The sequence below is a fragment of the Hymenobacter translucens genome (assembly GCF_020685205.1).
Lineage (GTDB): Bacteria > Bacteroidota > Bacteroidia > Cytophagales > Hymenobacteraceae > Hymenobacter > Hymenobacter translucens.
Window position 1 is genome coordinate 272,653 of record NZ_JAJERB010000005.1, and the last position, 24,492, is coordinate 297,144.

Below are 24,492 nucleotides of genomic sequence, written 5' to 3' on the forward strand. Positions count from 1 at the left end.
TTTTCCCGGCCCGCCCTTATTATGGACAATCAGCACATCAGCACATCAGCCCTTCAGTCTATCAAGTCTATTGCGGTAGTCGGAGCCGGCACGATGGGGCTTGGCATTGCCCAGATTTGCGTGCAGCACGGCTTCCCGACGGTGCTGTTCGACATCAACCCCGCCATGCTGACCAAGGCCGAGCAGGCCATTGCTGCGGGCCTGGGCAAGCTGGTGGAAAAAGGTAAGCTGACGCCGGAGAATCGGGAGGCCGCCCTGCAGCGCCTGCGTACCACCGCTGACCTGTCGACCGTACAGGCTGACCTCATTGTGGAAGCCGTGGTGGAAAAGCTGACCGTGAAGCACCAGCTGTTTCAGGAGCTGGCCGCGCTGAACCCGCCGACCACGATTCTGGCGTCCAATACCTCGTCGCTGCCCATTACCCGGCTGGCGGCCCCGGTTCCCCATCCGGAGCGCGTGGTGGGCATGCACTTCTTTAACCCGGCTCCGCTGATGGCACTGGTCGAGGTTATCAGCGGTGCCGCTACCTCCCCCGCCGTGGCCGACGCCGTGCACGCCCTGGCCGAGCAGCTGGGCAAGAAGCCGGTCCGGGCGGCTGATGCGCCGGGCTTTATCGTGAACCGGGTGGCCCGCCACTACTATGTGGAAAGCCTGAAGCTGGTAGAAGAGCAGGTGGCGCCGTTTACCGTGGTGGATGAGCTGCTGGAAGCCAGCGGCTTTCGGATGGGCCCTTTCCGGCTGATGGACCTGATTGGGGTCGACACCAACTTTTCGGTGACCAGCGCCATGTTTGAGGCGTTTCACTACGACCCAAAGTTTCGGCCCAGCCGTATTCAGCAGCAGAAAGTGGATGCCGGCCACCACGGCCGCAAAACCGGGAAAGGATTCTATGACTACGCCTAACTACCTGCGCGGCTTTGCGGCGGCCCTGCTCCTGCTTGGCAGTGCCCACCTGCTGGCCGGCTGCGGCCCCGACTCCGGCGCCGGAGACCCGCTGATTCCTTACGTCTCCTTCAACGAGCAGATAAACCTGTCGAACCAGCAGTACAGTGCCCTGCGCGCCGACAATGGCGCAGCCTATACCAACGGCGGCGTGAAGGGTCTGATTATCGTGCGGCAGAACAGCTCCAGCTACCTCGCCTTCGAGCGAAACTGCCCTTACCAGCCCTACGACGCCTGCGCCCGGGTCCGGATTGATCCGTCGCGCCTGTTCCTGGCCGATACGTGCTGCCGCTCCCAGTTTAGCCTGCTGGGCCAGCCCCAGGGCGGTCCGGCCTTCCGTCCGCTTCGCCAATACGCCACAAACCTGTCGGGCAACATTCTGACCATCACGAACTAGCTGGTTTCAGGAAAAGAAATTTCAGCCAGACCTTGCATATCGTTGCTCACCTACTTAATATTGCACCCGCAACGGCCTAAAAGCCGCCATAACCGCTTCCTTAGCTCAGCCGGTTAGAGCATCTGACTGTTAATCAGAGGGTCCCTGGTTCGAGCCCAGGAGGGAGCGCTTCATTACCGCAATACCCGCCGAAAACCGGCGGGTATTCGTGTTTTAGGCCCATCTGGCCTTGCTTCGTCCACCAGCCAGACCGATATTGCAGGTTATAGCGGTACCAAAACCGGTACGGAGACCGGTACGTGTACTGCTAGTAGTCTGAGGATGAAGAGCCCTACCGTTTACCGACGCAAGATCCGCGTTCACTTCTACCCCATCCATTCCCAAGCCGATCAACAAGGGTGGTGTGCCCTACGAATAACGGCTCGCTGGCATGGCGAAACCCTTCACCTGCGTACCGGTGAACGGATACTACCCCAAAAATTGGGCAAGAAAGGAGCCTTGGTGCCGCTTTGGGATGAAGCATCTGACCGCGTTTCAAATCAGCACCCGCAGTACCTTAAGCTGAACGGCCGCTTAAACGAGTGGGAGGAGGACGTGACTTCAGCCTTCCACGACCTTTGGGATGCAGCACCCTTCGAGAAGGTAACCAAGGAGGCGTTGTACAGCCACCTCTTCCCAGAAGTCGAAACGAAGCCGAACTTGTCGCAGCAGTCTTGGCGGGAGTTGTTGGAGGAATGGAAAGAGAAGAACCGACACCTAGCCGCTGACTCGCTACGCAAGTACGACCAGATGGCCACCATGATGGAAGCGTGGCGGCCTGGCCTACGTCCCAGCCAGTTTACCGAGGACGTAGCTAGAGACTACCTAAACCACTTGCTGGACCAAGAGCTTAGCGATGCTGCCATCAAGGTGCATTTCACCGGCATCCGGAAGTGTTTGGAGCGTCTCGGCCGCCCGACCGATGCTTCGTGGCTGCAGTACTCGGCCAAGAACGCCCCTCAGCTGGACTTGGAGGCTGAAGAGCTGCGCCGCTTGATTCGTTACCGCCCTACCGCCACCCACTTAGCCGAGGAACGTGACCGATGGCTATTCCAATGCTTCAGCGGCAGGCGTTATGAAGACTTGGAGAAGTTCGAGCACACGCGCCAGCGTACCACCCTGACACTTGAAGATGGGCGGCAGGTACCGGCTCTGCTCCATGTGCAGGGCAAGACTGGCCTCGATGCCGCGGTGCCCCTACCCCCTATTGCCGTACGCATTGGCGAACGGTGGAGCTGGCAGTTCCCACGACGACGTGAACAGGAGCGAAACGAGTGGATCAAGCAGGTAGCAAAAGAGGCCGGCTTGAACCGGGAATGGGATGACCGCCTTATCAGTGGCGGCAAGGTCAAGCACAACTGGCGTCCAATGCATCAGGTGATCAGCAGCCATACGGCTCGTCATACTGCCGCAACATTGCTCAAGCAGGCTTCGCAGAACAACAAGGCTTTGGCGAAGCTGGTGCTGGGGCATGCGGATGAGGACGTGACTGACCGCTACGCTAAAGACAAGGCCCGCTTGTTAGCTCCAGCGGTCCTGGATGCCTGGGCGACTGTACTAGGTGAATGGTATGACAAAGCACCCGTAGACGCAGTTTAGAGCTTCATAGAGAGCAGAACGCCCAACGGGCCGGTAGAGAAGTTCTAGCCGGCCCGTTGGGCGTTCTGTGGGCGTTAATCAAGCTGCTTTCCTGGTAGCCCTTCGTCGCGCAGGTCGTTTGGGAACCAATGGAATAACCTGCTGCAGCGCATCTATCTGGTTACGCCTCTGCCAGGCAGTAATATCACTTAGCAGAAAGCGCTTCCCTTTGAAGCTATCGTGAGTAACCACGTAAGGCAAGCGCCGTGGATGTCCGGCTTCTAAACGCGTGTAATCGTGTACTGTTTGTACGTCTACATTCAAGAGATGAGCAACCTGCTCCGCGGTATACTGCGGGTCGGGTTGCGGTTGATTTTTCATGCATTCATCAATACTCGCCTGTATAGCGGCTTGTATTTGGGGCATGATGAGTTCGACAGGGACGGAAATGGAGAGTCCGTTGATCATGGCAATAGGAACTTAAAATGATGACCCTAAGTGGGCCATCAAAGAGCTTGACTTTGTTAAAGTCCTATTGCCTTCGAGCTGACGATGCCTTAATGGTCATGTCCGCACCGAAAAGTGGATAGCTACTACTAGTACTACAAAGCTACTTCCTTTGCGAGTGTATCACAAAGGGGTAGCGTGTAGTTTTCTTTATATACCCAAGCTGCTTACCTGTCAGGCAGGCCTTGATTTAAGCGGTACGCATCCTTTATAATCTACTCGGCTTTCAACTCCTCGGCAATTCTACTGAACTGGCCTAGGACGTCATGGGCAGGTATTGAGGCTCTATCTTCCGGGCTTTCGTCCTTAAGCCAGAAGTTGTCGAGGCTCGCCTTTTTGCGAACCAGCAGCTCGGTGTAGGTGAAGGCCTTGAACCGCTTGGCTTTGACCTGCCAAACATCTTACTAAGTGTAGGGTACGCGGGTCAAAGCGGCTTTAACACTCTTAATCCTAGCTCTGAGCCTATTTTTGCTTTCGTGCCGCTGAGGAGCGAAAAGGGGAAATAGGCAACGCCTCCTGACGATACTCTTCGAGCGAGCGTTCCGGCCTTACCGATGATACAACAACGAAATTGGCCAAGGTCCAATCTTTTTTTGGAGTGGCTGTATTTAGAAAGAAGGTGGTGTTAACGTAATGGACTAGGCTGTCGATGCTATGAGCAGTTATCGGATTCAGTATGTCCAATACGGTTGGATCCGTTGGCTCGTCTGGAAGTTGGTACGTAATGGATTGTAATCGACAGCAGCAGTTTGCGGTCTGAAACAAGCTACCGTTAGTATGCTTATGTGCAAGTAATGGTTCATCCAAAACCATTCTTAAGGTATAGTCTGCGCTAGGCAAATCAACTGCAGAGTGGTTGCCTCGACGGTAGGACAAAATGAACGTTAATTGTGTGCCGGCTGGCACGATCTCATAACAGCTTCTGCCAGGCTTGGCAATAAGTATTGCCCGTTCCTCAATGTGTCGTATTAAGTCGGCATGCCCATAATCACGACTCATAGGTTCGAGCGTTGTAGCGGTTTTGTGGCGATGGCAATTGCTGCATAAGATTTGATAAGTTTCCCGGTCATGCTTACGGCCATGAATGTGGTCGATATCCAACGTAAAAACATTTGGCATACTGCAGTTTTCGCAACAGAAGCGCGCCTTTTGCATCTGACGTAGGGCTGCTTCACCATACAAGTAGCGCCCACCATTGTTAGTACGATTTTTCAGCTTTCGGAACATATACATCTCCGCTGTATCCAAGTAGATGGCTAGAATTTTCAGCTCACTCTCCCGAATCTCACGGTTCCCGTCTAGAGGCGAATTTTTATTGCCTTTAGGGAGATACATAAAAAAGAGAGCTTTTCGTACGATGTCACCAACCTGCTTGGCAGTCATTCCATGCGCTGCATTAATAGGCATAACTGCCACTCGCTCTTCAATAAGCTCGCTATCGTCCCAATATTGTTGTGGCATGACGCACTGTGGATCAGATAACTGAAAGCTGCTAAACCGCAACTCTTGTGCGTATTCATCAATCATCGTCTAAAGGTCAAACAGTAAGTGTGCGGACTAAGTAGTTTAAATTCTAACGAAAGGGCACCCAGTTAGCTGGTCACCAGCCATCTGGGTGCCCATCACCACTTATTTAGGTTATTCTTCCACTCCCAGTTCCTCGGCAATGCTGCTGAATTGAGCCAGGGCAGCTTGCAGGTTCTCCAGGATCTCCTGAGCCAGGACGTCAGGAGCAGGTAGTGAAGCACTATCTTCCAGGGTCTCGTCCTTGAGCCAGAAGATGTCGAGGTTCACCTTGTCGCGGGCTAGCAGCTCATCATAGGTGAAAGACTTGAATCGCTCAGTTTCCTGACGCCTGCCGATGTCGCCGGGCTTACCATAGCACTGCACGAAGTCATCGAGGTGGGTGCGGCTGAGCGGGTTGGTCTTGAGGGTGAAGTGCTGGTTGGTGCGCAGGTCATACACCCACAACTTGCTGGTACGAGCCGTTTCGCCACCGGTCTTCTTGGTAAAGAACAACACGTTGGCCTTTACCCCCTGGGCGTAGAAGATACCGGTGGGTAAACGCAGCAGGGTGTGCACGTCGCAATCCTTAAGCAGCTTGCGGCGGATGGTTTCGCCAGCACCGCCCTCGAAGAGCACGTTGTCGGGTAGCACCACGGCCCCGGTACCATTTACCTTGAGGATGGTGTAGATGTGCTGAAGGAAGTTGAGCTGCTTGTTGCTCGTGGTAGCGACGAAGTCGGTACGCTCGTAGCTGAGCGAGTCCTTGGAGGTCTGGCCTTCCTCGTTCATCACCGTAATGCTGCTCTTCTTGCCGAAGGGCGGGTTGGCCAAAATGATGTCGAACCGCTCGCCGGAGTCGGAAGCCAGGGAGTCCTGGTTGCGGACGGGGCTTTCGAGACCGCCCACGCCGTGCAGATAAAGGTTCATGGCGGCCAGGCGTACAACGGAGTCCACGATGTCGAACCCATAGAAGGTGCCGTGGCGCAGGGCGCGCTTCTGGTCCCTATCCATTTCGCCCTCGTAGTGGTGCACGAGATAGTCGCGGGCCACGAGCAGGAAGCCGGCCGTGCCGCAGGCAGGGTCGCAGATGGTCTGCCCGGGGCGGGGCGCAACCACATCCACCATAGCCTGAATGAGAGGGCGGGGAGTGAAATATTGGCCCGCGCCGCCTTTCACGTCCTCGGCGTTTTTCTGCAGCAGGCCCTCGTAAATCTCGCCCTTCACGTCGAATGACATCCCCGACCAGTTTTCCTTGTCGATAAGGGCAATAAGGTGACGCAGACGGGCGGGGTTCTGAATCTTGTTCTGGGCCTTCTTGAAGATGACGCCCAGCATACCTGGCTCCTTGCCCAGGTCGGTGAGCAGGTGGCGGTACTGCACCTCCAGCGCGTCGCCTTCGAGGTGGCGCAGAGAAGCCCAGTCCTTATCGGCTGGTACGGTGGGGGCGTTGGCGGACCCGGCCTGCTCGTCAGCCATCTTGAGGAAGAGCAGGAAGGTAATTTGCTCGACGTAGTCGCCGTAGCCCACTCCATCGTCGCGCAGCACGGTAGCGTAGTTCCAGACGCGCTGGACGAGTTGGGAAGCTTGTATGTTCATGAGAAGAGTTTATTTCAGCTTGGACCAGGACTGCTGACGGAGTGTTTCCGCTAAGTCCTCAATGGAAGTTGCTCCCAAGTGGCGAACCGAGAAGTATTCCCTACTGCTGCGCATGCCGCCATGGGTGTCTTTGTAAAAGTGCGTGTCGGCTAGCGGTCCGAGTACAAATACGCGGGCGTCCCAATCAGTGTCACCAGGGTAAGCATCAGTGAAACGTTGACGAGCTTCTTCGATCAGGGTATCCTTATCGGTGCCGTCGTTAATCCACAATACTTTAGTTGAGTCGTCGGCATATAGATCAACAACGCCCCGGATTACCCCGATGTGGCGCACAGCTTTGTCGCGATACATACCAAGGTATTCGCAGCGGCTATGGCTGTAGGCGCCGCCCGTGGCCGGGCATATATAGACCTGTGCCTGTACCAACCGGCCAGCAAACTGGGAGCAGTTCGACACGTCGAGCCAGCCGCGCCAGTGCGGCAGCAGGCCCATCTCGTTGAAGTACTGTTCCAAGTCATCAACCATGGCGCTTAGCGTGGGCGTCAGGCTGGACTGGCGTACAGCATTTAGGAAGGTTTCGAAGGAAGCGACTGCAAACTGGATCTGGTTGCCGAAATCAGTGTCACACTGCTGACGAAAGGCGTCAAACTGCGCCTTGGGGTCTTCCTCGAACCGACCTAAGGCCAGCATGACGCGGGTGCCGCTCTGCTGTTGCAGGGCCTGCATGTGGCGTTTGAGCTGGTCAAAATCGAAGTTAGCGTGGTGCTTAGTTTCGATGTAGATAGTAAAGCCCGACTGATGGATTACCCCATCGGGGACGGAATTGCCTTGTACCTCTTGCTGGCGAAACTGTACGCCCACTGGCAGCACGGCCCCGTCGCATAAGATGCTCAGAGCTTCAGCCAGCAGCTTGGGGTGCTCTTCGTAGAGCATGCGGAGTACCAGCTGGCAGTAATTCGTTGTGCGGTTCTCAGGCTGACTGTATCCGGAGAACAAGCTGATTTCTTTTCCCATTGAGGTAGAGGTGTTAGATAAGCAAGAGGTAATAGAAGAGCTTTAAAGGATGTTGGCCTGCACTTCCTCACAGGTCAACACGGCTTCCCAGTGCAAGCCCATCAGCTTGTCGGCCAAGTCTTCGGCGGACCGGGGCTGCAGACTCCCGACATCGAAATACAGCTTGCGGTGTAGCATGCCGCCGACAGTAGGCTTGTAGAACAAGGTGGGGTAGAGAGGGCCCAGGACAAACACCTTTTGCTTGACCTTCACCTTCGGGAACATCTTTTCCAGCCGCTCCCGAGCCTGGGCTTCCAGTGCCTGGTTGGTAAGGCCATTGGCTCGCTCGTTGTTGCAATGCACGTAGGCGAAGCCGCTTTGGGGATCTATGTTCACGATGCCGTGGAGCCGCGCTACGGCCCGGGCGGCCCCTTTCCAATACAGGGCGAAATACTCGTGATTAAGAAACGAGCTGTTGCCGCTGCCCGAGGGACACGCATACGCCAGGGCATTGACCTGACGGGCATGGAAGATGCTGCAGTTAGCCACCGTAAGGCGGTTTGGAAGAAAGTGCATGCGCGGGCGGGCTACAGCTCCATGGATAGCTGCTCATCGGCAGTCTTGGCCTTGCGCCCGCGCTTGCCCTTGGCTGGGGCAGCGGCTGTCTCCGCTTGCAAGCGGGCCAGCAACTCGGCGGCAGGCTCATCGGTAGCATCCTGGGGCACGAGCCGGCCGGTAAAGGCGCGGTGCATGATGCTCTGGCGCAGCCGCTCGGCGCGGGTCAGCTCGGCTTTTAGCGTGAGTTCAAGATTGTCGAGGACGGAAAGGCGACGTTCTGCTTCAGCTACTATTTCTGCCTGCTCAGCAAGTGATGGGACTGGTAAAGGCATTATTGCCATTGCTTGAGTATTGAAGTGGATAAGAGCCACCCCTACCTTCTGGGCATTTACTCTCCCTTTAGCAACAGAATTCATGTAGTAGGCACAAAACTCAGGCAGTATACGAGGCTGCTTAACAATAACTAAGTCAGAGCAATTCGCAATTGGTAGCGTATCGGGAATGACGCATGTAGTTCCAACACTACCAGAGCGTACTACAGCTAAGTCCCCTGGGGCTAAGGTTGATTTGCTTATTAAGTCATGAAACTTCTGAGAGACGTACTTTAAGCCATCAGAGCTATATCTATTCTCACGAACGTTTTGAGAGCGAAGGAAAGGAATGCCTTCTTCGATGTATTCATTTTTCATTGAGCCAACGAAGCCTACGGTGACCCGGTCACTTATTTCCTCAAATGTTGTCCACGCCCACCCCTCTGGCAACTCCGGCAGCTCGGACGTATCAGGCGCGGCGGGCTGCTCGTACTTCTGCTTCCAGGCGTCATTGAGCGGAAGCTGACCGCCGCGCTTGGCCAGTTGGACGGCTTCCCATCGTGCCCGGCGCTCCTCGCGGATGCGCTCCAACAAGGCCGCGCCCGATTCGGTGGGCTCAGGGTGGGCGGCGCGCCAGGCGCGGGTCAGCTCGCCCGTCACGGCCGCGTGCAGCACCGATTGGCGGTAGCGTTTCAGCTGGGCCTGGGTCTGACGAAGGGTAGCCACGCCTGCATCCAGGCGGCTGAACAACTCCTCCAGTTTCGCCACGATGCGGCGCTGCTCGGTTAAAGGTGCTAGAGGGAAAGGCAACCGACTAAAGTTCTTCCCCGACAACTCAAGAAAAGTAGTCCCACTTGCATAGCTTTCAGCCAGCCGCTTACTTGCCTTTAAATAATAGTATACATACTCGGAATTTACTAACTCAGCAGTAGGCGTAATATTCTTAAAGCCTTGGTTGGTGCTTATATCATTTGCTGCTATAACCACATAGCCAACAGGAGCACGGGACGAAAACAACACACTTCCGGCTGGAATGATTGTAGCGGAACAGCTATTCACGCCCTTTGTACTCAACGACCTAGCACCCTCAGAAATATACTTTTCAGTATAGCCAGATAGGTCAGCAGGCGTCACCCAAGCTATGTCAGTACCAAAGTTGTTTGGGTCAGTACTTTGGGGTGTGCCACCTGACGTCACTCTTCCAATATCTTCTATTGTGGTCCAAGCCCACGAATCCGGCAACTCTTGATTTTCCTGCATTCTATTGATTCAGCCGCTTAGGCGGCAAGTACGTCGTTTAACTCTTTCACCACCGGGAGCAGCTCGTCACCGAACAGGACGCGGGCGCGGCCAAAACCGCCGTGGTCCCCGAAGGGGGCGTAGTCGAAGTCCTCAGCTTCCACGGTAAGGGAGGTAGTAATATGGTCCTTCATCATGTTGAGCCACTGCTGCTGGGGCTCCGAGAACAGGCGGCCCGCCAACTGCTGCTGGTGCAGCCACTGCCGGTAGCGCTGCTCCACGGTCAGGGCATAGGGCTCCAGCACGTCGGTGCGCTCCAGGGCAAACTGCACCAGGTTGATGAGGTTGGTGAGCAGGCTTTTACTGCCGGTAGGGGCGGCACTGCTGCGCACCCGGGCCTTGTCGAGGCGCTCGTAGGCGTCCCAGAGGTGGGCGGGAGTCAGGTCGGGGCTTTCCAGCTTAAGGGCGTCGGCCAGGTCGCGAAGCTGGCGATGGGTCAGCTCACGGCGGCGCCAGGGCTGGTTGTGCAACACCTCTAAGGCCAGGATTTCAGTGTGGTGCTCCTTGATAAAGGCGCGAAACTTATCTACCTGCTGGCGGGCCAGGTTCTCGGCGGCCTGGGCAGGCGAAAACCGCTCCCCGAACTCCGAGGTGCGGACCTCATCCACGCTGAGGTGGTCGATGATGAGGTCTTTCTGGGCATGGAGCTTTTCGAGTACCGCGCGTAGCTCGGGGTTGTCGAAGGGGGCCACAGCGGCCAGGGTGAGCTGGTGCTCGGCCTGGCGGAAGTAAGCCTCGGCGGGCTCCGTCGGAATTTCTTCTCCCTCCGGCCCTAGCGTAAACGTGGGTTCCCCAGCTGCTGCGGCCAACTCAATAGCCGCGTCCTCCACCTTCACCGGGTCCACGGCGTCGTAGAGGCGGCCGGCCAGGTCCTGCACGGTAGCTCCGGCGGCGTGGGTGCCGATGATGGTCTGCTCGGCGGGGCTTAGCTGCTGGTGCAGGCGGGCCAGGCGGGTGGCCAGAGCCTTGAGGTGGTCGGGTTCGGTGCTGCCCAGGCTCACGGCCTTAAGCAGGTCCTTAAAGCTAAGGCCCTTAATGCGCTCGGAGGTGGCGGGGTCCTTCTTATCGGAGTGGGTCACGCCCACAGCATCCACCAGCACGAAGCGGGTTTTAGCGGGGGCATCCTCGGTCACGATCTGTAGGTCGGAGGTGCTGATCACGCGGGTGCCGCGGCCTTTCATCTGGTCGAAGTAGACCCGGCTGCGCACGTCGCGCAAGAACAGAAGGCACTCCAGGGGCCGGATGTCGGTACCGGTCGAAATCATGTCCACCGTCACGGCCACCCGGGGCTCGAAGGAGTTGCGGAAGCGCTTGATGAGGTCGTCGGCCTTCTCGCCGGTAGTACCGTAGGTAATCTTCTTGCAGAACTCGTTGCCCTTGCCGAACTCCTCGCGCACGATGTCCACGATAAGGTCGGCGTGGGCGTCGGTCTTGGCGAAGATGAGCGTCTTGGGCACGATGTGGCGGCCGGGAAAGAGCTGGGTGAACAGCACGTCGCGGAACTCGCGGATGACGGTACGCACCTGGTCGGGGGCCGTCACGGAGCGGTCGAGTTGTGTGGCGGCGTAGGGCAGGTCGTCGTCGAGGGCTTCCCAGCGCTTCTTGCGCGTAAGGCGCTCCACGTGCTGCACAGGCAGCCCCTTTTCCACCACCGAGCCCTGCTGGGAGATGCGCGTACCAATGAGGTAGATATCGGAGCCCACGTTGACTCCGTCCACCACGGCGCGCTCGTGGGTGTATTCCATCACCAGGTTGCGGTTGAAGAAGCCGAAGGTCTGCTTGGCGGGCGTAGCCGTGAGGCCGATCAAGTGGGCATCAAAATACTCCAGCACCTGCTGCCACACGTTGTAGATGGATCGGTGGCACTCGTCAATGACCACGAAGTCGTAGGTCTCGGGCGGCAGGGCCGCATTGTAGGCCACCTCCTTGGGCCGCACGGCCGTCAGCGCCGCTTCAGCCTCAAACCCCGATTCCTCCTCGTTGCCGGCCTCAAACTCGGCTTCGCCCCGCAGCATGGAGTACAGTCGCTGAATGGTAGTGATGGTGACCTTGCTGACCGAGCTGAGGCTATTGGAGGTCAGGTTCTGCACGTTGTAGAGGTCCGTGAACTTACGGCCATCGTCAGGCGTCACGTACTGCTGAAACTCGGTGAGGGTCTGCCGGCCCAGGTTGCCGCGGTCAACCAGGAACAGGATGCGCTTAGCCCCGGCAAACTTGATGAGGCGGTAGACGAACGATACGGCCGTGAAGGTCTTCCCCGAGCCGGTGGCCATCTGAATCAGAGCCCGGGGCCGGTCATGCTTAAAAGACTCTTCCAGGTTGCGGATGGCTTCCACCTGGCAGTCGCGCAGGCCATGAGTGGCCAGGGCGGGCAGACTCTGAAGGCGGTGACGCAGGGTGTCGTCGCCATCGGCCAGCCAGCCCTGGAGGGTTTTGGGCTGGTGGAAGCTGAACACGTTGCGGGAGCGAGGCTGCGGGTCGCGCCAGTCACAGAAGCGCACCTCGTCGCCATTGGCCTCGTAGCCGAAGGGGAGCTGGTCGGCGGCCCGCTGCACAAACTTGGTGGTGCTGGTCAGGTAGCGGGCAGTCTGCTCGGCCACGACTCCCAGCAAGCTACCCTCCGCCTTGGCCTCAATGACGCCGACCAGCTTGCGGTCTACGAACAGGGCGTAGTCGGCCGGGCCGGTACTAGTCTGGAACTCGCGCACAGCCACGCCAAGGCCGGCACTCATGTTTACTTTGGCGGCGTCCTGGATAAGCCACCCAGCCTCTTCTAGCTGTTGATCGATTAGCTGACGAGCCTTCTGTTCGGGGGTTAGCATACAAATGCGACGAGGATATGTAGCGTGTAGATAATTTGTGGGCAGGTAATATAAGAGTCCTCAGCACAAAAAATCTACTCAACCATTAGCCGACGTCAAATAGGCTCGGCTTTCCCAGCCATTGTGAACGGGCTCATGGCCCGGTTAGTATTGTCAAGCCTTACCGCGAAACCATTAGGGGTGGGTGCAATTCGACCTTGGTGATAGAGATGAGAAGAATGTTCTGGATAAACGCCTCTAGTGGAAACCTAGCAGGTATCGTGCAGATAGGCTCCTCAATTCGACCAAAAGGCGACAGTAACCCTTCCTCGAAGGAGCCTAACACTAGGCCGTTTTACATCGTGTCCGGTTTCAGACGCATAGCTAACAGCTATGCTGGTATGAGAGACGCGATTAGGCTAAGTTGTCGAGCCGGGCATAGACACGAATGTTTGACCCGCTACGCCCAAGTATAAGGTTGGTGCATTTTGAAGCAGCCTCATCTGCCTCGTATGTACTAGGCGCCTTAGGGTAAAAGGGTGCCTCGTAAGTAAATACCCCACTTGCTGAAGGCTGCGCCCTACCACCCCACCCACCTCCGGTCGCCGTCGCACACGATATAGGAGAAGTGAAATAATAAAGCTTTGGGAAGCTGCCGCAAGGGGTAGGAGTCGGTAGCTGACCAGGCTGGGCTACTCAATGGGGACTTTTAGGAGGGCAGCCAGCACAACTCAAAAGTGAGTTGTGCCCTGTAACCAACGGCCTTGCTTTGTTTTAGGCGAAGCAACAAACAGCCTTTCGTATTTGAGTAAGAGAGCTACTGCATGCGCAGAGGGTATTGACGGCGTAATTCGATTACAATAATCGGAAGCTTTAGCCTTGAATCCATGCTTTTTTCGACATAAGTATTTGATGAGCACAAACATAGGTTGCGAAGTCGTTGATAACCTGTTAGAAAAAAATTTACGCATCTCAGAGAGGAAGGCATCCTTATGTTACTCCCCCCTGCCAAGCAAAAGGGGAAAGGCTTCCTTTTGCACCTACGCTCCAGAAATCATAAAGCCGAAACATCTGGACGATCAGGCATCCGGCTTTCCAGACAGAAAGGAAGCGTCAGCTACTTGCTCTACATCCAGAAGGAAATCCGATAGCGAGGTGTGGTAGTACTGGCAAAGAGCAGCCAGGGTAGCAAGGGTTACATTCTGTCAGCGGGCATCGATGCGGGCAATGTGGATAGCAGTAGCGTCATAGCCCCGTTGTAACGTCTTTCCCTTACCCACATGGAATGCCTTGAGCCGCTTCGCAACTTCCTAGGGGCAACTTATTCTTCCTACTATCCAGACTGCACATACTAAATCGTACACAACTTGTGTACAATTTAGTATTAGTTATGTACAATTAATGGATTTGTATATTTTTGTGAGGCTTACCATTTAACCCTCATACAATGGCTATTTCAAATCATGAAACTCGCTCCTCTTCATGGGTATACCGCCGCGCCTGGGACCTGTTTATGGCATTGGTCTCAGCTCGAGATTCTAATGCTCATTGGCAGCAAGAAGTGCGTATCCCGGCTTCGACCATTACCGATCTACTTCCGGCAACTGCCAAGCAAGTGCTAGAAGATATTGCCTATACTAACGTCATTCACCAGGTATTATGGACAGACCCCAACGACCACACCGGAGAGCCCTCATGGAGCAGAATACTATTGCTCAGTTCCATTCAATACGACTCTAACACCCATTGCTTCGCCGCTGCCTTCAACCCTTTTGCGAATAATTATCTGGTCTCCCTTAAAGGCATTCTAGCGGATCTCTGGAGGAAAGGCCGACCCACAAAATCAATGGTACAGGAGCGGTTCACCAGCCTGTATCCAGGAACGAAACTCTTGATTACATCCGCGCCACTTAAGCATCAGTCTAGAATGTTCCATGCCGTTTCGCTAGAATGTAAAGATCATAAGCCTTTTTACTTCCTATTCCCGCGATAATCGCTTCTTCAATTTCTTCACATAGCCCTTGATGTCAATGAATGCATCCCCTACCCTTCAGCATCATGCTTGGCTCTTGTTTTTGGCCTTTGTAGAACGTTGGGACAGCCAACAGCTAAGACTTCACCAGATAACCGTTCCAGCCGAGAGTATCCCAGGACTTGGTCCAGAAGTAAGGGAGGACTACTTACAGCAGGTTGGTGATGCGAACTGCACCAGGCAGTTTCATTTGTTTGATGGGGTCAAATTCAATGGCCAGCCGCGCAACATTATCATCAACGTTTACTCCCTACTTCAATATAATCGAGGTCAGCGAAGCTTCACTACCGTTTTCAGCCCATTCACCAACGCCATTTTTGACCCATTCACCAGTGCCATCCTACCCCTTTTCCAATCGGTCGTAGCCGACCTGAAGAGGTACGGAGAGCCAACACCGGCCGCTGTGGTGCGGGAGTTTAAGGCTCGCTATCCGGAATTTGGTTTGACACTCCCTATGGTCGAGCCAGGTAGAGTCTTAATTGGAATCCCTTTATGAGCTTGGCTATGGTGAGGACAGACATATTATTTGTAAAATGCCCCTTTCTATGACTCGTCCTAGTTGGCTCTATTAATGACTCATCTCATTCCTTTTGACGCATACCGCACAACTGATACCCTTTCTACCTTTCTACTTAACCACCGATATGTCAAAGTGGCCCCTTGGGAAGCCAAAACTTGCAAACCGGTACGCGTACCGGTACGCCATAAATACAAACCATTAACAATCAGAGAAATGCCTCATCCGAAAGGCTCCCAGGAGGGAGCGCCAAGAAGCCCGGTAATAGACTTCAAACCAGTCTGTTACCGGGCTTTCTCGTTTCTATCGGGACAACGCACGAAAAACCTTTCAAAGCGCTGAGTTTTGGGCAGCTATAACCAGGCCATATATTGACCCAAACTATCAACTACACGGCACCTATGTGCGTGCTAGCTAATGTTTAGCCGGGGGCAACGATGCTGAAAAGAAGCGAAATCTATTGACCAGGTGGGGTCATTGGGTTCCTAGCAGGGAAAAACCGTCGAACTTTTGGGCTGGGCGGCTTTCCTTACTTCTGGTCGCTGCTACTGGAAGAGTAAATGGATGGTTCATTGCCTTGCGGATCTACTTGGCAGGCTACCAGCATTGACTAGAAACGCGGCACGTTTGGGAAAAGCAGCCTAAACGATGAGCCAACTCCCTTATGCGAATCAACCGAAATGAAAATCTGGTGTAGCTCGGCAATCGTCCAAGCCATTGCTAAACCAATGCCGGAATGAGCAGGCTCACCGGGCCGCTCGGCGTTGCAGGATCTGCTATTGTACGGTAACTGCGCACAAGCAATGCCTGGTCCTGTGTCGTGTACTTCTAGTAAATAACCTTGCCCAGATGGCGCGGGCTGTCCTAACAGGTGGACCTGACCTCCCGGATGGTTGTATTTGATGGCGTTGGTTGCTAGGTTATACACCAGTGTAAACAGCAGGCTGCGATTGCAGCGGTGCACTGTAAAGTCTGATTCTACGGTATATTCCAGTGTGACGTGATACTGCGTCAGAAGTTCATATAAGTCGTCAACTACCGCAGCGGTCAGTTCCTGCAGGGATATTGTCTCAGTACGAAAAAAGAGTTCGTTTTCAAGCTGCATCATGGTCCATTATCTTCGGGCAGGAAGTAACTACACTGTTAGGGAGTAAAGAGGCACGTGGGCATAGAGATAGAGCGAGCGGGAAGGGAACAGGCCGCCCCCTGCTTTAGCTTAATCTGCTTGGCTGGTAACGCAGCTATGCTGATAATGCAAGAGTACCAGCGCTTCATGATGTCAAGATGAAGGAGTTCATCGGGTCCATTGCCCCAGCTTCTACCTTAGCAGCCTGTACAGGCTACCTATAGGCGCGGCACAGCCGGAAACAGGAGCTGAAACGAGCTGCCTAGCCCCTCGATGGAGTTGACCTCAATACGGATGCCGTGCAGTTCGGCGATGGTGCGGGCAATGCTGAGTCCCAGCCCGTAGCTATCCTGGTCGGCTGCTTCGCCCTTGTCGAAGGGCTGAAACAGGCGCGACATCTGCTCTTTGCTGATTCCTACCCCCGTGTCACGGACTTCCAGCACAAATTTGGCGGCATCCGGAGCCAGGCGACCGAGCAGGTGAATCTGCCCGCCTTCGCGGTTGTACTTGATAGCGTTGCTCACTAAGTTAACGACCAGCGTAAAGAGCAGGCCCCGGTTGCAGTGAGGCACCAGAAAATCGGGCTCTACACTATAACTCAGCGTCAGCCCGCGCACTTCCAGCCGCTCCTGGACCTCCTCTGCTATTTCGGCGGTTAACTCCCGCAGCGACACCGTGTCGGTGCGGGTGAACTGGTCGTTCTCAATTTTAGAAATCATCAGCAGTGCCTTGATGATGGAACGCAGTCGGTGCACCGTACGCTGCGATTCTACCACGCGCAGCTGATTCTCCTCGGTCAGGCTTTCGTCGCCGAGCATATTATCGAAGCGGTACTGCAGCGCCGCCAGCGGCGTCAGAAGCTCATGCGAGGCCTCGGCAATAAAGCGGCGCTCCTTCTCAAACGAGGCCTGTACAGTGCGCATCATCGTGCGCAGGCTCTCGTCAAGATGGCGAAAGTCGTTGGTGCTGGTTTCAACTGGCTCGAAGTTAAACGAGGCCGGATGACGCACGTCGCGCAGGCGCCGGCCAATGATGGTGCCCAGGGGCCGGAGCAGGTAGCGGAAGTAGGCCAGGTCGGCCAGCGTGGTGAGCCCGATGGCCAAGGCCAGGATGTAAAGCGCGTAATAGCGAAAGTTGCGCTCCGTCTCGCCGATGCTGCCCGTACTGCGGCCCACCTCCAGCAGGTAATGCCGCCCATCCTGCGAGAAAGAGTAGCTCAGCACCCGGTATGCCACAATCTCGTCTTCCACGGCCCGCCTGGAGTCCTCGATAACGTCGATAGTTGGTCCTGGCTGAATTTCCTCAAGCGAAATAAACTCTTCCTTGAGCAGGTTGTAGCTGCCGTATGAAGACTCCCCTGCCTCCAGAAACGTGGAAATTCCTGTACGGCGCAGCAGACGCAGCACCTTTTCTTTCTTCTGTTGCAGACGCTGGTCAGTGCTGACCAGTGCCAAACGGCTCATTACCGGCGGCAGCACGCCTACCAGCAGCAGTAAAATCGCGACCCGGGAAAGGGCATTGAAAAGGGAAAATTTGGTAACGAGCTTCACGGCGACAACTGAACAGAGGAGTAGCAGAAAGCCCCGGCCAGCGGCCGGGGCTCAGCAGGAAGGTAGCAATACGTATCCGGCCCGCCGTTACAGCACCACCCGGTAGCCCACCCCGCGCACGGTCTCGAGCCAGTCCACGTCGGCATACTTGCCAAGCTTCTTGCGCAGGTTCTTGATGTGCGCATCGATGTAGTTGGAATCAAAGCCCAGGTCGGGCAGGTTACCCCAGATGTGCTCGGTGAGCTGCAGGCGGGTAAGCACGCGGTTGCGGTTGAGCACTAGGTAACTCAGAATGTCGAACTCCTTGACTGACAAAGCTACCTCCTGCCCCTCAAAGAGCAACCGGCGGGCCTGTAAATCGAGCTCAAACGCGCGGCAGGCCGTCAGGGGCTTATGCAGGCCGAAGCGCCGCCGCGTGATGGCGTGCATGCGGGCCAGTAGCTCAGGGAGCGAAAAGGGCTTCGCCAGGTAGTCATCGGCTCCCAGTTCCAGGCCGCGGATCCGGTCTTCCACGGCGCCACGGGCCGTCAGGATGATGACCGCGGCTGTCAGCTCATTCTCCTTGGCCTCGGCTAGTACCTGCAGCCCGTCGCCATCGGGCAAACCCAGGTCGAGCAGCACGAAGTCAAATACGTTGTCGGCCAGCTCCGCGCGAGCTTCGCGCGCGGTGCGGGCCACCGCGCAGGTGAAGTTCTGCTGGTGCAGAAACAAGCTCAGCTCCCGGGCTAGGGTACGTTCGTCTTCGACGATGAGGACGGTCATGACGAGATAGACGAGGCGTTATAGAGTAAGTGAGATGCTGGCCGTCAGAAAGGACCGGGCCCGCGTCACGTCCTCGGGCAGCAGGTTCAGGGGCACGGCGTAGCGCCACGCTGCCTGCACGGCTACCTTGCCCTTGGTGTAGGTCACGGGTACACGCAGCTCCGTGTTGAGCAGGCGGAAGCGCGTGGTTTCTGTCGTTTCCGTTGTCGTGACGGTGCCGCCCGGCCCGGGGCGGGGGCCACCCCGACCGGGCGGCACCGGAATGTTGCCACGGGTTTGCTGCTGTACCAGGCTGGTTTGCGCAAAGCGCTGCGTACCCATAGTGGCGCTCAGCCGGGGCTCAAGGGCGATGTAGCCGCCCAGCACCTTGTCGATTTCGAAGTACCGGGAATTGTCCAGGATCAGGAACAGGTCGCTCGACTCGCCGAACACGTAGGCCGCGTTCAGGCGCGAGTACAGGTAGCCCCAGTCCCAGCCCACGTAGCCATCAAGCGAATTGGTGACACTGGACTTCACCAGGGGGCTGTTAGGCCCAAACAGAAAGCGCGAGTAGCTGATGGAAGCATCAACTTTTTTCGATAGGTCCCCGTCCCACCCCACCGACACATCGGTCTCGTCAATGAAGCTGGTGGTGGCAAACAGATTGTAGCTCACCACGGAGCCCCATACCCCGAAACGGCTGGTATAGGTTGCCTCGGCGGCGGCATACGGGTAGCGTTCGGCCTGGGTGCGCCCAAAAAAAGAGGAGTTGTTGCCCGCGCTAAGCGTAGCTGTAAAACTTCCCCGGCGTTTCTGGACTGGTACGACCGCCGCCGTGTCGGCTATAGTAGCTGCTCCCGCTGTGGCCGCTTCACCCGGGCTGCCCGCGTCGCGCTGCGCTTGAGCAAGCCGCGGCAGGAAAAAGCCCAGCAATACAAAAATCACCGTAAGCAAACCCGCCCGGTGGACCCGCAACCGTATCATCATTTCACCTGTCTTCGCCTGTTATACAACGCTCATAAGCGGTTAGGTTCTTAGTTTCCTCGTCCACGTACAGCTCCCGCAGCGCGTCCTTGGGTGGTGCTGCGGGCGCCCCGGCCGGCTTCCCCTCTATTTCGCGGGCCACGGGCACTGCGCTCCGCCCGTGCACTTCGAGCCGTGCGGGCCTCAGCGGCCGCTTCAGTGGCTTCCGCCTCATCTATGCGGGCCGGTTTGCGCTTGCGGGCAGTCTGCGGCACGGCCTTAACGGGTGCATCCGTGGCTGGCCCTTGCTGGTCGGGGGCGGATCGTAACACCTCCGGCTGCACGTGCGCGGTGGCTTGGTAAGCCACTGCTTCACGCTGCTCCACCGTCGGGGTTTGCGCCTGAACCGTGAGCAGTGGGAAAGCAAGCAGGAAGAAGAGTAAGGTACCTTTCATTATCGTAAGACGGCTCGTTGAAAGCCAGATTCTAATGTAGTTCAATTTCGGTAGCCGGGACCTAACCGGCATCAGCCAACAGGCCCGGTTGTCCCACGAACTTTACATGCTCGTCGAACAACCGGGCCCTGGCCTTTGGCTTAGCGGCCGCGTCCCTGGCTCCGTCCCGTTTGACTGGATGCTTGAGCCCGGCCGGCAGAGCCGCCGCGGGTACGCTCCCCACGGGCGCTGCGCTCCGGGCGAGCGACGCTCCGGCCGCGGGCAGCCGAGCGGCCCTGGCGGGCAACAGTACTGATGGCAGCACCTTTATCGGCGCCGGTAAGCGTAGTGGTCTGAGCTACGTTACTTACGGCTTGACCGTGATTGGCACGAGCGGTCTGCTGCTGGGTGGAGCTGGCCGGGGTTGCGGGGGTCGGCGCGGCAGCACGCTTGGCTTGGCCGGCAGCTGCCTGGGGAGCTTGGGCGGAGGCTTCTGAAGCCAGCAGGCTGATGGCAAACAGAGCGGTAGAGAAGAGGAGGGTTTTCATGGTGAGGAGGAAGAAAAAGTGAAAAAGAAAAAGTTGAAAATTGTACGCGGAGTCAGCGAGTAAGACAAACCTAGTGCGCCAACATGATGCGAACATGATAAGCGCGGCGGAAACCAGATAGCCCTAGCGGGCCGGCTCGGTAGCCCACAGCTGGGCTTCCGGCAAAACTTCGGGCAGGGGTTGCTCGAGCATCAGTAGCAGCAGTCCGCACTGGCGCGGTGTGAGCACACGCAGAAGACCGGCTTGCAACTCAGCGGTTATGGCTTCCGGCGAGGAACCTGCCGGGGTATCCGGGCTTAGGCACCAGTCCAACGCATCGACCTGGTTCAGGTACCGGGCGATGCAGCGACGCACGGCCAACTGCTGGCGGGTGTTCAAGCGCAGCACATCGGTATAGTAGGCCGTCAGTGCGGCCGTTTGCTGGGCGAGCGGGTTTCGCTGCGGGGCGGCATACTCTGGGTCGGCATACCGAAAGGCCTGGCTGCGCGCGGGGCAGGCAACAGCGAGCAGCAGGGCAGTAAGAAGGGGCAGCAGCTTGTTCATGGCGCGGTAGTCGTCCGGGTAATTCCCGAAGCTTATGCCCAAACCTACCCCGTCTTCATGATGCCAAGATGATGAAGCCTGCTAAGGCAATTGAACGGGATACCCCCCTTTACCGGCTTTACCCTGGTGTCTTTAACTGCTCTAAGCGTGGGAGGCCGTGTTTGATCCACTCGTAACCATGACCCTGCAGGTCGGGCAGAAATCTGCGCAGTTGGGCCGCATCGTTTCGTTGCCCAGGACTTGTAGAGCCTGAGCTGGAATGGCTGCCGCTTGATCCTTCCCCAAGGGCTTGCGTCCTGTTTATTCGTTTAACCCCGCACAACAGCGTGGTTGCGCTGTCAGCGTGACCTGTTCACGCGTTTTCTCCCAAACGCCCTGATCAGGGCCGGTCGATGCGGTACAGCCGCCCCTGATCGGTAACTGCATACAAAGCGCCGTCGCTGCCCTGCGCAACGTCGCGGAAGCGCTGCCCCTCGTTGGCCAGCAGCCGTTCTTCCCCGGTCACCCGGTTGTTCTCAATGACCAGACGCACGATGTGCATACCACTCAGGGAGGCAACAAACAGGTTGTTGCGCCAGCCGGCTATCCGGTCGCTGCTGTAGAACGTTATCCCGCTGGGCGACACGACCGGGTCCCAGTAATATACCGGCTGCTCCAGCCCGTCGCGCTGCTGAATACCGCTTCCTACCGGTTGCCCCCCATATTCGATACCGTAGGTAATGGTAGGCCACCCATAATCAGCACCGGCCCGCAGGCGGTTAATTTCATCCCCGCCCCGGGGGCCGTGCTCACTTTCCCAGGCTTCCCCGGTTACCGGATGGATTGCCAGCCCCTGCGGATTCCGATGACCGATAGAGTACAGCCCCGGGCGCGCACCAGCCTGCGCAAAGACCGGGTTACCGGGCGCGGGCTGGCCGTCGCGGGTGATGCGGATGATCTTGCCCAGGGCAGACGTTGCCGACTGGGCCTGAGGCCGCGTGACCAGATCAGAACGCTCGCCGGTGCTGACCAGCAGGTTGCCTGTGCGGTCAAACACCACTCTGCCTCCGTAGTGGAGGCTGCCGGCGTACGCGGGCTCAGCGCGGTAGATAACGCTGACGCCTTCCAGGCTCTGCTCATTATTGGCCAGTCGCCCTTTGGCAATGGCTGTCACGTTGCCGTCGGGGCGGGCTTCCGAAAACGACCAGTACACCATCCGGTTGGTTGAAAAATCAGGATCGAGGCACAGGCCCAGCAAGCCACCCTGCCCGGCCGCATTCACCGGCGGAACTCCGGTGATGGGCGCACTTACCACGCCGGATGAGCTGACGATACGCAGGCGGCCGGCTTTCTCAGTTACCAGCAGGCGACCGTCGGGCAGAGCGGTAATCCCCCAGGGGCTGGCCAGTGAGGACGTCAGAACCGTGGCCCGGTAGCTGCCGGCCGCAGTAGTGACACCGGCCGCCCGGGTTTGCCCGGCAAAGGCCGGCTGGTAATTCGTATTGGGAGCGTTGGTTTCCACCGGGGGAATGTCGGGTCCTTTCGCGGCAGGGTCTACCGACGTATCACTTTTGCGGGAACAGGACAGCAAGGCTAGCGAGCAGCCGAGAAGGCAAATCAGGTAGTGTTTCATGGCGGATTGACTATTAATGTAGATGACCGGGGCTCTCCTATAACGTTAAACGTCTGCCCGACGACATTTCTCCGTTTTGCAGACCGTACTCCTGTATTCAGGAAGGGTACTTAATAAAATGAGAACCATCTCGCCCATTTTAAGTTAGGCCGAGGCACCACCCGTCCGGGCTGAATGCCGGACCCCGGGGCCGCCTGGCTACCGAGCTCGGCCGAAACAAGAAGTGCGGTTCTGCGTTGGCAATCGGGCACCCCGGCCTTCGTGCCGAACTTCCAACCTGACGTTGCTTTCCCGTTATGCCGCAATCAATCGAACAAGCCACTTTCCACAATTCCTTCGTCGACGAGCTTCCCGGCGAAGCGTCGATGGACAACCGCCCCCGACAGGTTCCTGGAGCGGCCTATTCCCGCGTGCTTCCTACCCCGGTACGCCAGCCTCGGCTGCTGGCCTGGTCGGAGGAGCTGGCAGCCGAGCTGGGCCTGAGCCGCCCGCCCGAGCAGGGCCCCGCCGTAGACGTGCTGGCCGGCAACCTGGTTACCGAAACGATGAAGCCGTTTGCAGCCCGCTACGGTGGGCACCAGTTCGGCAGCTGGGCCGGACAGCTGGGTGACGGCCGGGCAATGTCGCTCGGGGAGCTGTCGGCGGTGGACGGCTCGCCCCGGGAAATTCAGCTGAAGGGCGCCGGCCCCACCCCCTACTCCCGCCGGGCCGACGGCCGGGCCGTGCTGCGCTCCTCGGTGCGCGAGTTTCTGTGCAGCGAGGCTATGCACTGGCTGGGCGTACCCACCACGCGTGCCCTGAGCCTGGTAACGACCGGCGACCTGGTGGTGCGGGACATGTTCTACAGCGGCAACCCCCAGCCCGAGCCCGGCGCCATCGTGGCCCGGGTAGCGCCGACGTTCGTGCGCTTCGGCAACTTTCAGATGATGACCGCGGCCGGGGAGCTGGACAACCTGCGCACCCTGGCCGACTACGTAATCCGGCGCTACTACCCCGAGCTGGGCGAGCCGTCGGCAGCGGTATACGTGCGCTGGTTCGAGGAAATCTGCCGCCGCACCGCCGTGATGATTGCGCACTGGATGACGGTGGGCTTCGTGCACGGGGTGATGAACACCGACAACATGTCGATTTTGGGGCTGACCATCGACTACGGCCCTTACGGCTGGCTGGAGCCGTACGAGCCGGGCTGGACGCCCAACACAACCGATTTTTCGCACCACCGCTACGCGTTTGGGCAGCAGCCCCGGGTAGCGCTCTGGAACCTGGTGCAGCTGGGCCGCGCCCTCTCGCCCCTGGTCGATAACGTGGAGGAGCTGAATGCCGGCCTGGACCGCTACAATACGACCCTGAATGAAACCCGGCGGGAGCTGTACGGTCGTAAGCTGGGGTTGACCAGCTTTACCAGCGCCGAGGACCTGGCCTTGCTGGAAGTGCTGCCCGAAGCGTTGGCCGATGGCGTGGTCGACATGACGCTGTTTTTCCGGCGCCTGTCGCACCTGGCTCCCACGCTGATAACCCAGCCTGAGCAGGAAGAAGCACTGCTGGCTGAGCTGGTGCGCGAAACGTCGTATGTGGAGCTGGGGCCCATCGGGCAGCAGCACCTGCTGCCCTGGCTGCGCCGCTACACCGCTCGTCTGCGCCAGGAAACCACTGACCCCGATGCTATCCAAACCGGGATGCTGGCCGCCAACCCCAAGTACGTGCTGCGCAACTACCTCGCCCAGCAGGCCATCGAAGCCGCCGAAACCGGGGACCTGACGCTGCTGAACCGGCTGATGCAGGTATTGAAAGCACCCTTCGACGAGCAACCCGAACACAATGAGCTGGCAGCCAAGCGTCCGGAATGGGCGCGGGAAAAGCCGGGCAGCGCCACCTTGTCCTGCAGCTCCTAACTCCCTG

The 24,492-nt window shown here is 57.5% G+C and carries 19 protein-coding genes and 1 tRNA gene; 6 read left to right on the forward strand and 14 right to left on the reverse strand.

Going from position 1 to position 24,492, the window contains the following annotated elements:
* The first annotated feature begins 21 nt into the window (after positions 1 to 21).
* From LJY25_RS13275 to LJY25_RS13290, 4 genes are all read left to right on the forward strand, one after another.
* On the forward strand, positions 22 to 903 hold the full coding sequence (locus LJY25_RS13275; RefSeq protein WP_227608832.1) for a 3-hydroxyacyl-CoA dehydrogenase NAD-binding domain-containing protein: 882 nt from the start codon (positions 22 to 24) through the stop codon (positions 901 to 903).
* Positions 890 to 1,339 carry a hypothetical protein gene (locus LJY25_RS13280; RefSeq protein WP_227608833.1) on the forward strand — a complete coding sequence of 150 codons (450 nt, stop codon included), beginning with the start codon at positions 890 to 892 and terminating at the stop codon, positions 1,337 to 1,339. The genes LJY25_RS13275 and LJY25_RS13280 overlap by 14 nt, the downstream gene beginning before the upstream one ends.
* Before the next feature lie 94 nt (positions 1,340 to 1,433).
* Positions 1,434 to 1,507, forward strand: a tRNA-Asn gene (locus LJY25_RS13285).
* A 153-nt stretch (positions 1,508 to 1,660) separates the two neighbouring features.
* Positions 1,661 to 2,977 (forward strand): tyrosine-type recombinase/integrase, encoded by a 1,317-nt coding sequence (locus LJY25_RS13290; RefSeq protein ID WP_227608834.1) that lies wholly within the window; start codon positions 1,661 to 1,663, stop codon positions 2,975 to 2,977.
* A 78-nt stretch (positions 2,978 to 3,055) separates the two neighbouring features.
* On the opposite strand, the gene LJY25_RS13295 is transcribed toward LJY25_RS13290, so the two are convergent.
* The 7 genes from LJY25_RS13295 to LJY25_RS13325 form a co-directional block, all read right to left on the reverse strand.
* Positions 3,056 to 3,424, reverse strand: a complete 369-nt coding sequence (locus tag LJY25_RS13295; RefSeq protein WP_227608835.1) for a helix-turn-helix domain-containing protein — start codon at positions 3,422 to 3,424, stop codon at positions 3,056 to 3,058.
* Positions 3,425 to 3,925: 501 nt separating this feature from the next.
* Entirely contained in the window at positions 3,926 to 4,990 is a 1,065-nt protein-coding gene (locus LJY25_RS13300) for an HNH endonuclease (RefSeq protein ID WP_227608836.1), read from the reverse strand.
* 111 nt (positions 4,991 to 5,101) lie between these two features.
* On the reverse strand, positions 5,102 to 6,565 hold the full coding sequence (locus LJY25_RS13305; protein WP_227608837.1) for a class I SAM-dependent DNA methyltransferase: 1,464 nt from the start codon (positions 6,563 to 6,565) through the stop codon (positions 5,102 to 5,104).
* 9 nt (positions 6,566 to 6,574) lie between these two features.
* Positions 6,575 to 7,579 carry a hypothetical protein gene (locus LJY25_RS13310; RefSeq protein ID WP_227608838.1) on the reverse strand — a complete coding sequence of 335 codons (1,005 nt, stop codon included), beginning with the start codon at positions 7,577 to 7,579 and terminating at the stop codon, positions 6,575 to 6,577.
* A 42-nt stretch (positions 7,580 to 7,621) separates the two neighbouring features.
* Entirely contained in the window at positions 7,622 to 8,134 is a 513-nt protein-coding gene (locus LJY25_RS13315) for a hypothetical protein (protein ID WP_227608839.1), read from the reverse strand.
* An 11-nt stretch (positions 8,135 to 8,145) separates the two neighbouring features.
* Entirely contained in the window at positions 8,146 to 9,687 is a 1,542-nt protein-coding gene (locus tag LJY25_RS13320) for a restriction endonuclease subunit S (RefSeq protein WP_227608840.1), read from the reverse strand.
* Between the two features lie 17 nt (positions 9,688 to 9,704).
* Entirely contained in the window at positions 9,705 to 12,548 is a 2,844-nt protein-coding gene (locus LJY25_RS13325) for a type I restriction endonuclease subunit R (protein WP_227608841.1), read from the reverse strand.
* Between the two features lie 1,426 nt (positions 12,549 to 13,974).
* Between LJY25_RS13325 and LJY25_RS13330 the strand changes: the two genes are divergently transcribed.
* Positions 13,975 to 14,520 (forward strand): hypothetical protein, encoded by a 546-nt coding sequence (locus LJY25_RS13330; RefSeq protein ID WP_227608842.1) that lies wholly within the window; start codon positions 13,975 to 13,977, stop codon positions 14,518 to 14,520.
* 1,166 nt (positions 14,521 to 15,686) lie between these two features.
* Here the strand turns inward: LJY25_RS13330 and LJY25_RS13335 are convergent.
* From LJY25_RS13335 to LJY25_RS13365, 7 genes are all read right to left on the reverse strand, one after another.
* Complete coding sequence (locus LJY25_RS13335; RefSeq protein ID WP_227608843.1) at positions 15,687 to 16,184, reverse strand: sensor histidine kinase; 498 nt, start codon at positions 16,182 to 16,184, stop codon at positions 15,687 to 15,689.
* Positions 16,185 to 16,420: 236 nt separating this feature from the next.
* Complete coding sequence (locus LJY25_RS13340) at positions 16,421 to 17,665, reverse strand: sensor histidine kinase (protein ID WP_227608844.1); 1,245 nt, start codon at positions 17,663 to 17,665, stop codon at positions 16,421 to 16,423.
* Between the two features lie 174 nt (positions 17,666 to 17,839).
* The gene (locus LJY25_RS13345) at positions 17,840 to 18,514 is read right to left on the reverse strand and encodes a response regulator transcription factor (protein WP_227608845.1); all 675 of its coding nucleotides are present in this window, start codon (positions 18,512 to 18,514) and stop codon (positions 17,840 to 17,842) included.
* An 18-nt stretch (positions 18,515 to 18,532) separates the two neighbouring features.
* On the reverse strand, positions 18,533 to 19,438 hold the full coding sequence (locus tag LJY25_RS13350) for a hypothetical protein (RefSeq protein ID WP_227608846.1): 906 nt from the start codon (positions 19,436 to 19,438) through the stop codon (positions 18,533 to 18,535).
* A 613-nt stretch (positions 19,439 to 20,051) separates the two neighbouring features.
* Positions 20,052 to 20,438: a hypothetical protein gene (locus LJY25_RS13355; protein ID WP_227608847.1), complete on the reverse strand. Its 387-nt coding sequence runs from the start codon at positions 20,436 to 20,438 to the stop codon at positions 20,052 to 20,054.
* A 123-nt stretch (positions 20,439 to 20,561) separates the two neighbouring features.
* On the reverse strand, positions 20,562 to 20,981 hold the full coding sequence (locus LJY25_RS13360) for a hypothetical protein (RefSeq protein WP_227608848.1): 420 nt from the start codon (positions 20,979 to 20,981) through the stop codon (positions 20,562 to 20,564).
* 379 nt (positions 20,982 to 21,360) lie between these two features.
* Complete coding sequence (locus LJY25_RS13365) at positions 21,361 to 22,593, reverse strand: PQQ-dependent sugar dehydrogenase (protein WP_227608849.1); 1,233 nt, start codon at positions 22,591 to 22,593, stop codon at positions 21,361 to 21,363.
* A 296-nt stretch (positions 22,594 to 22,889) separates the two neighbouring features.
* Here LJY25_RS13365 and LJY25_RS13370 point away from each other — a divergent pair, with 296 nt between their 5' ends.
* Positions 22,890 to 24,485, forward strand: a complete 1,596-nt coding sequence (locus LJY25_RS13370) for a protein adenylyltransferase SelO (RefSeq protein WP_227608850.1) — start codon at positions 22,890 to 22,892, stop codon at positions 24,483 to 24,485.
* Positions 24,486 to 24,492: the final 7 nt, after the last annotated feature.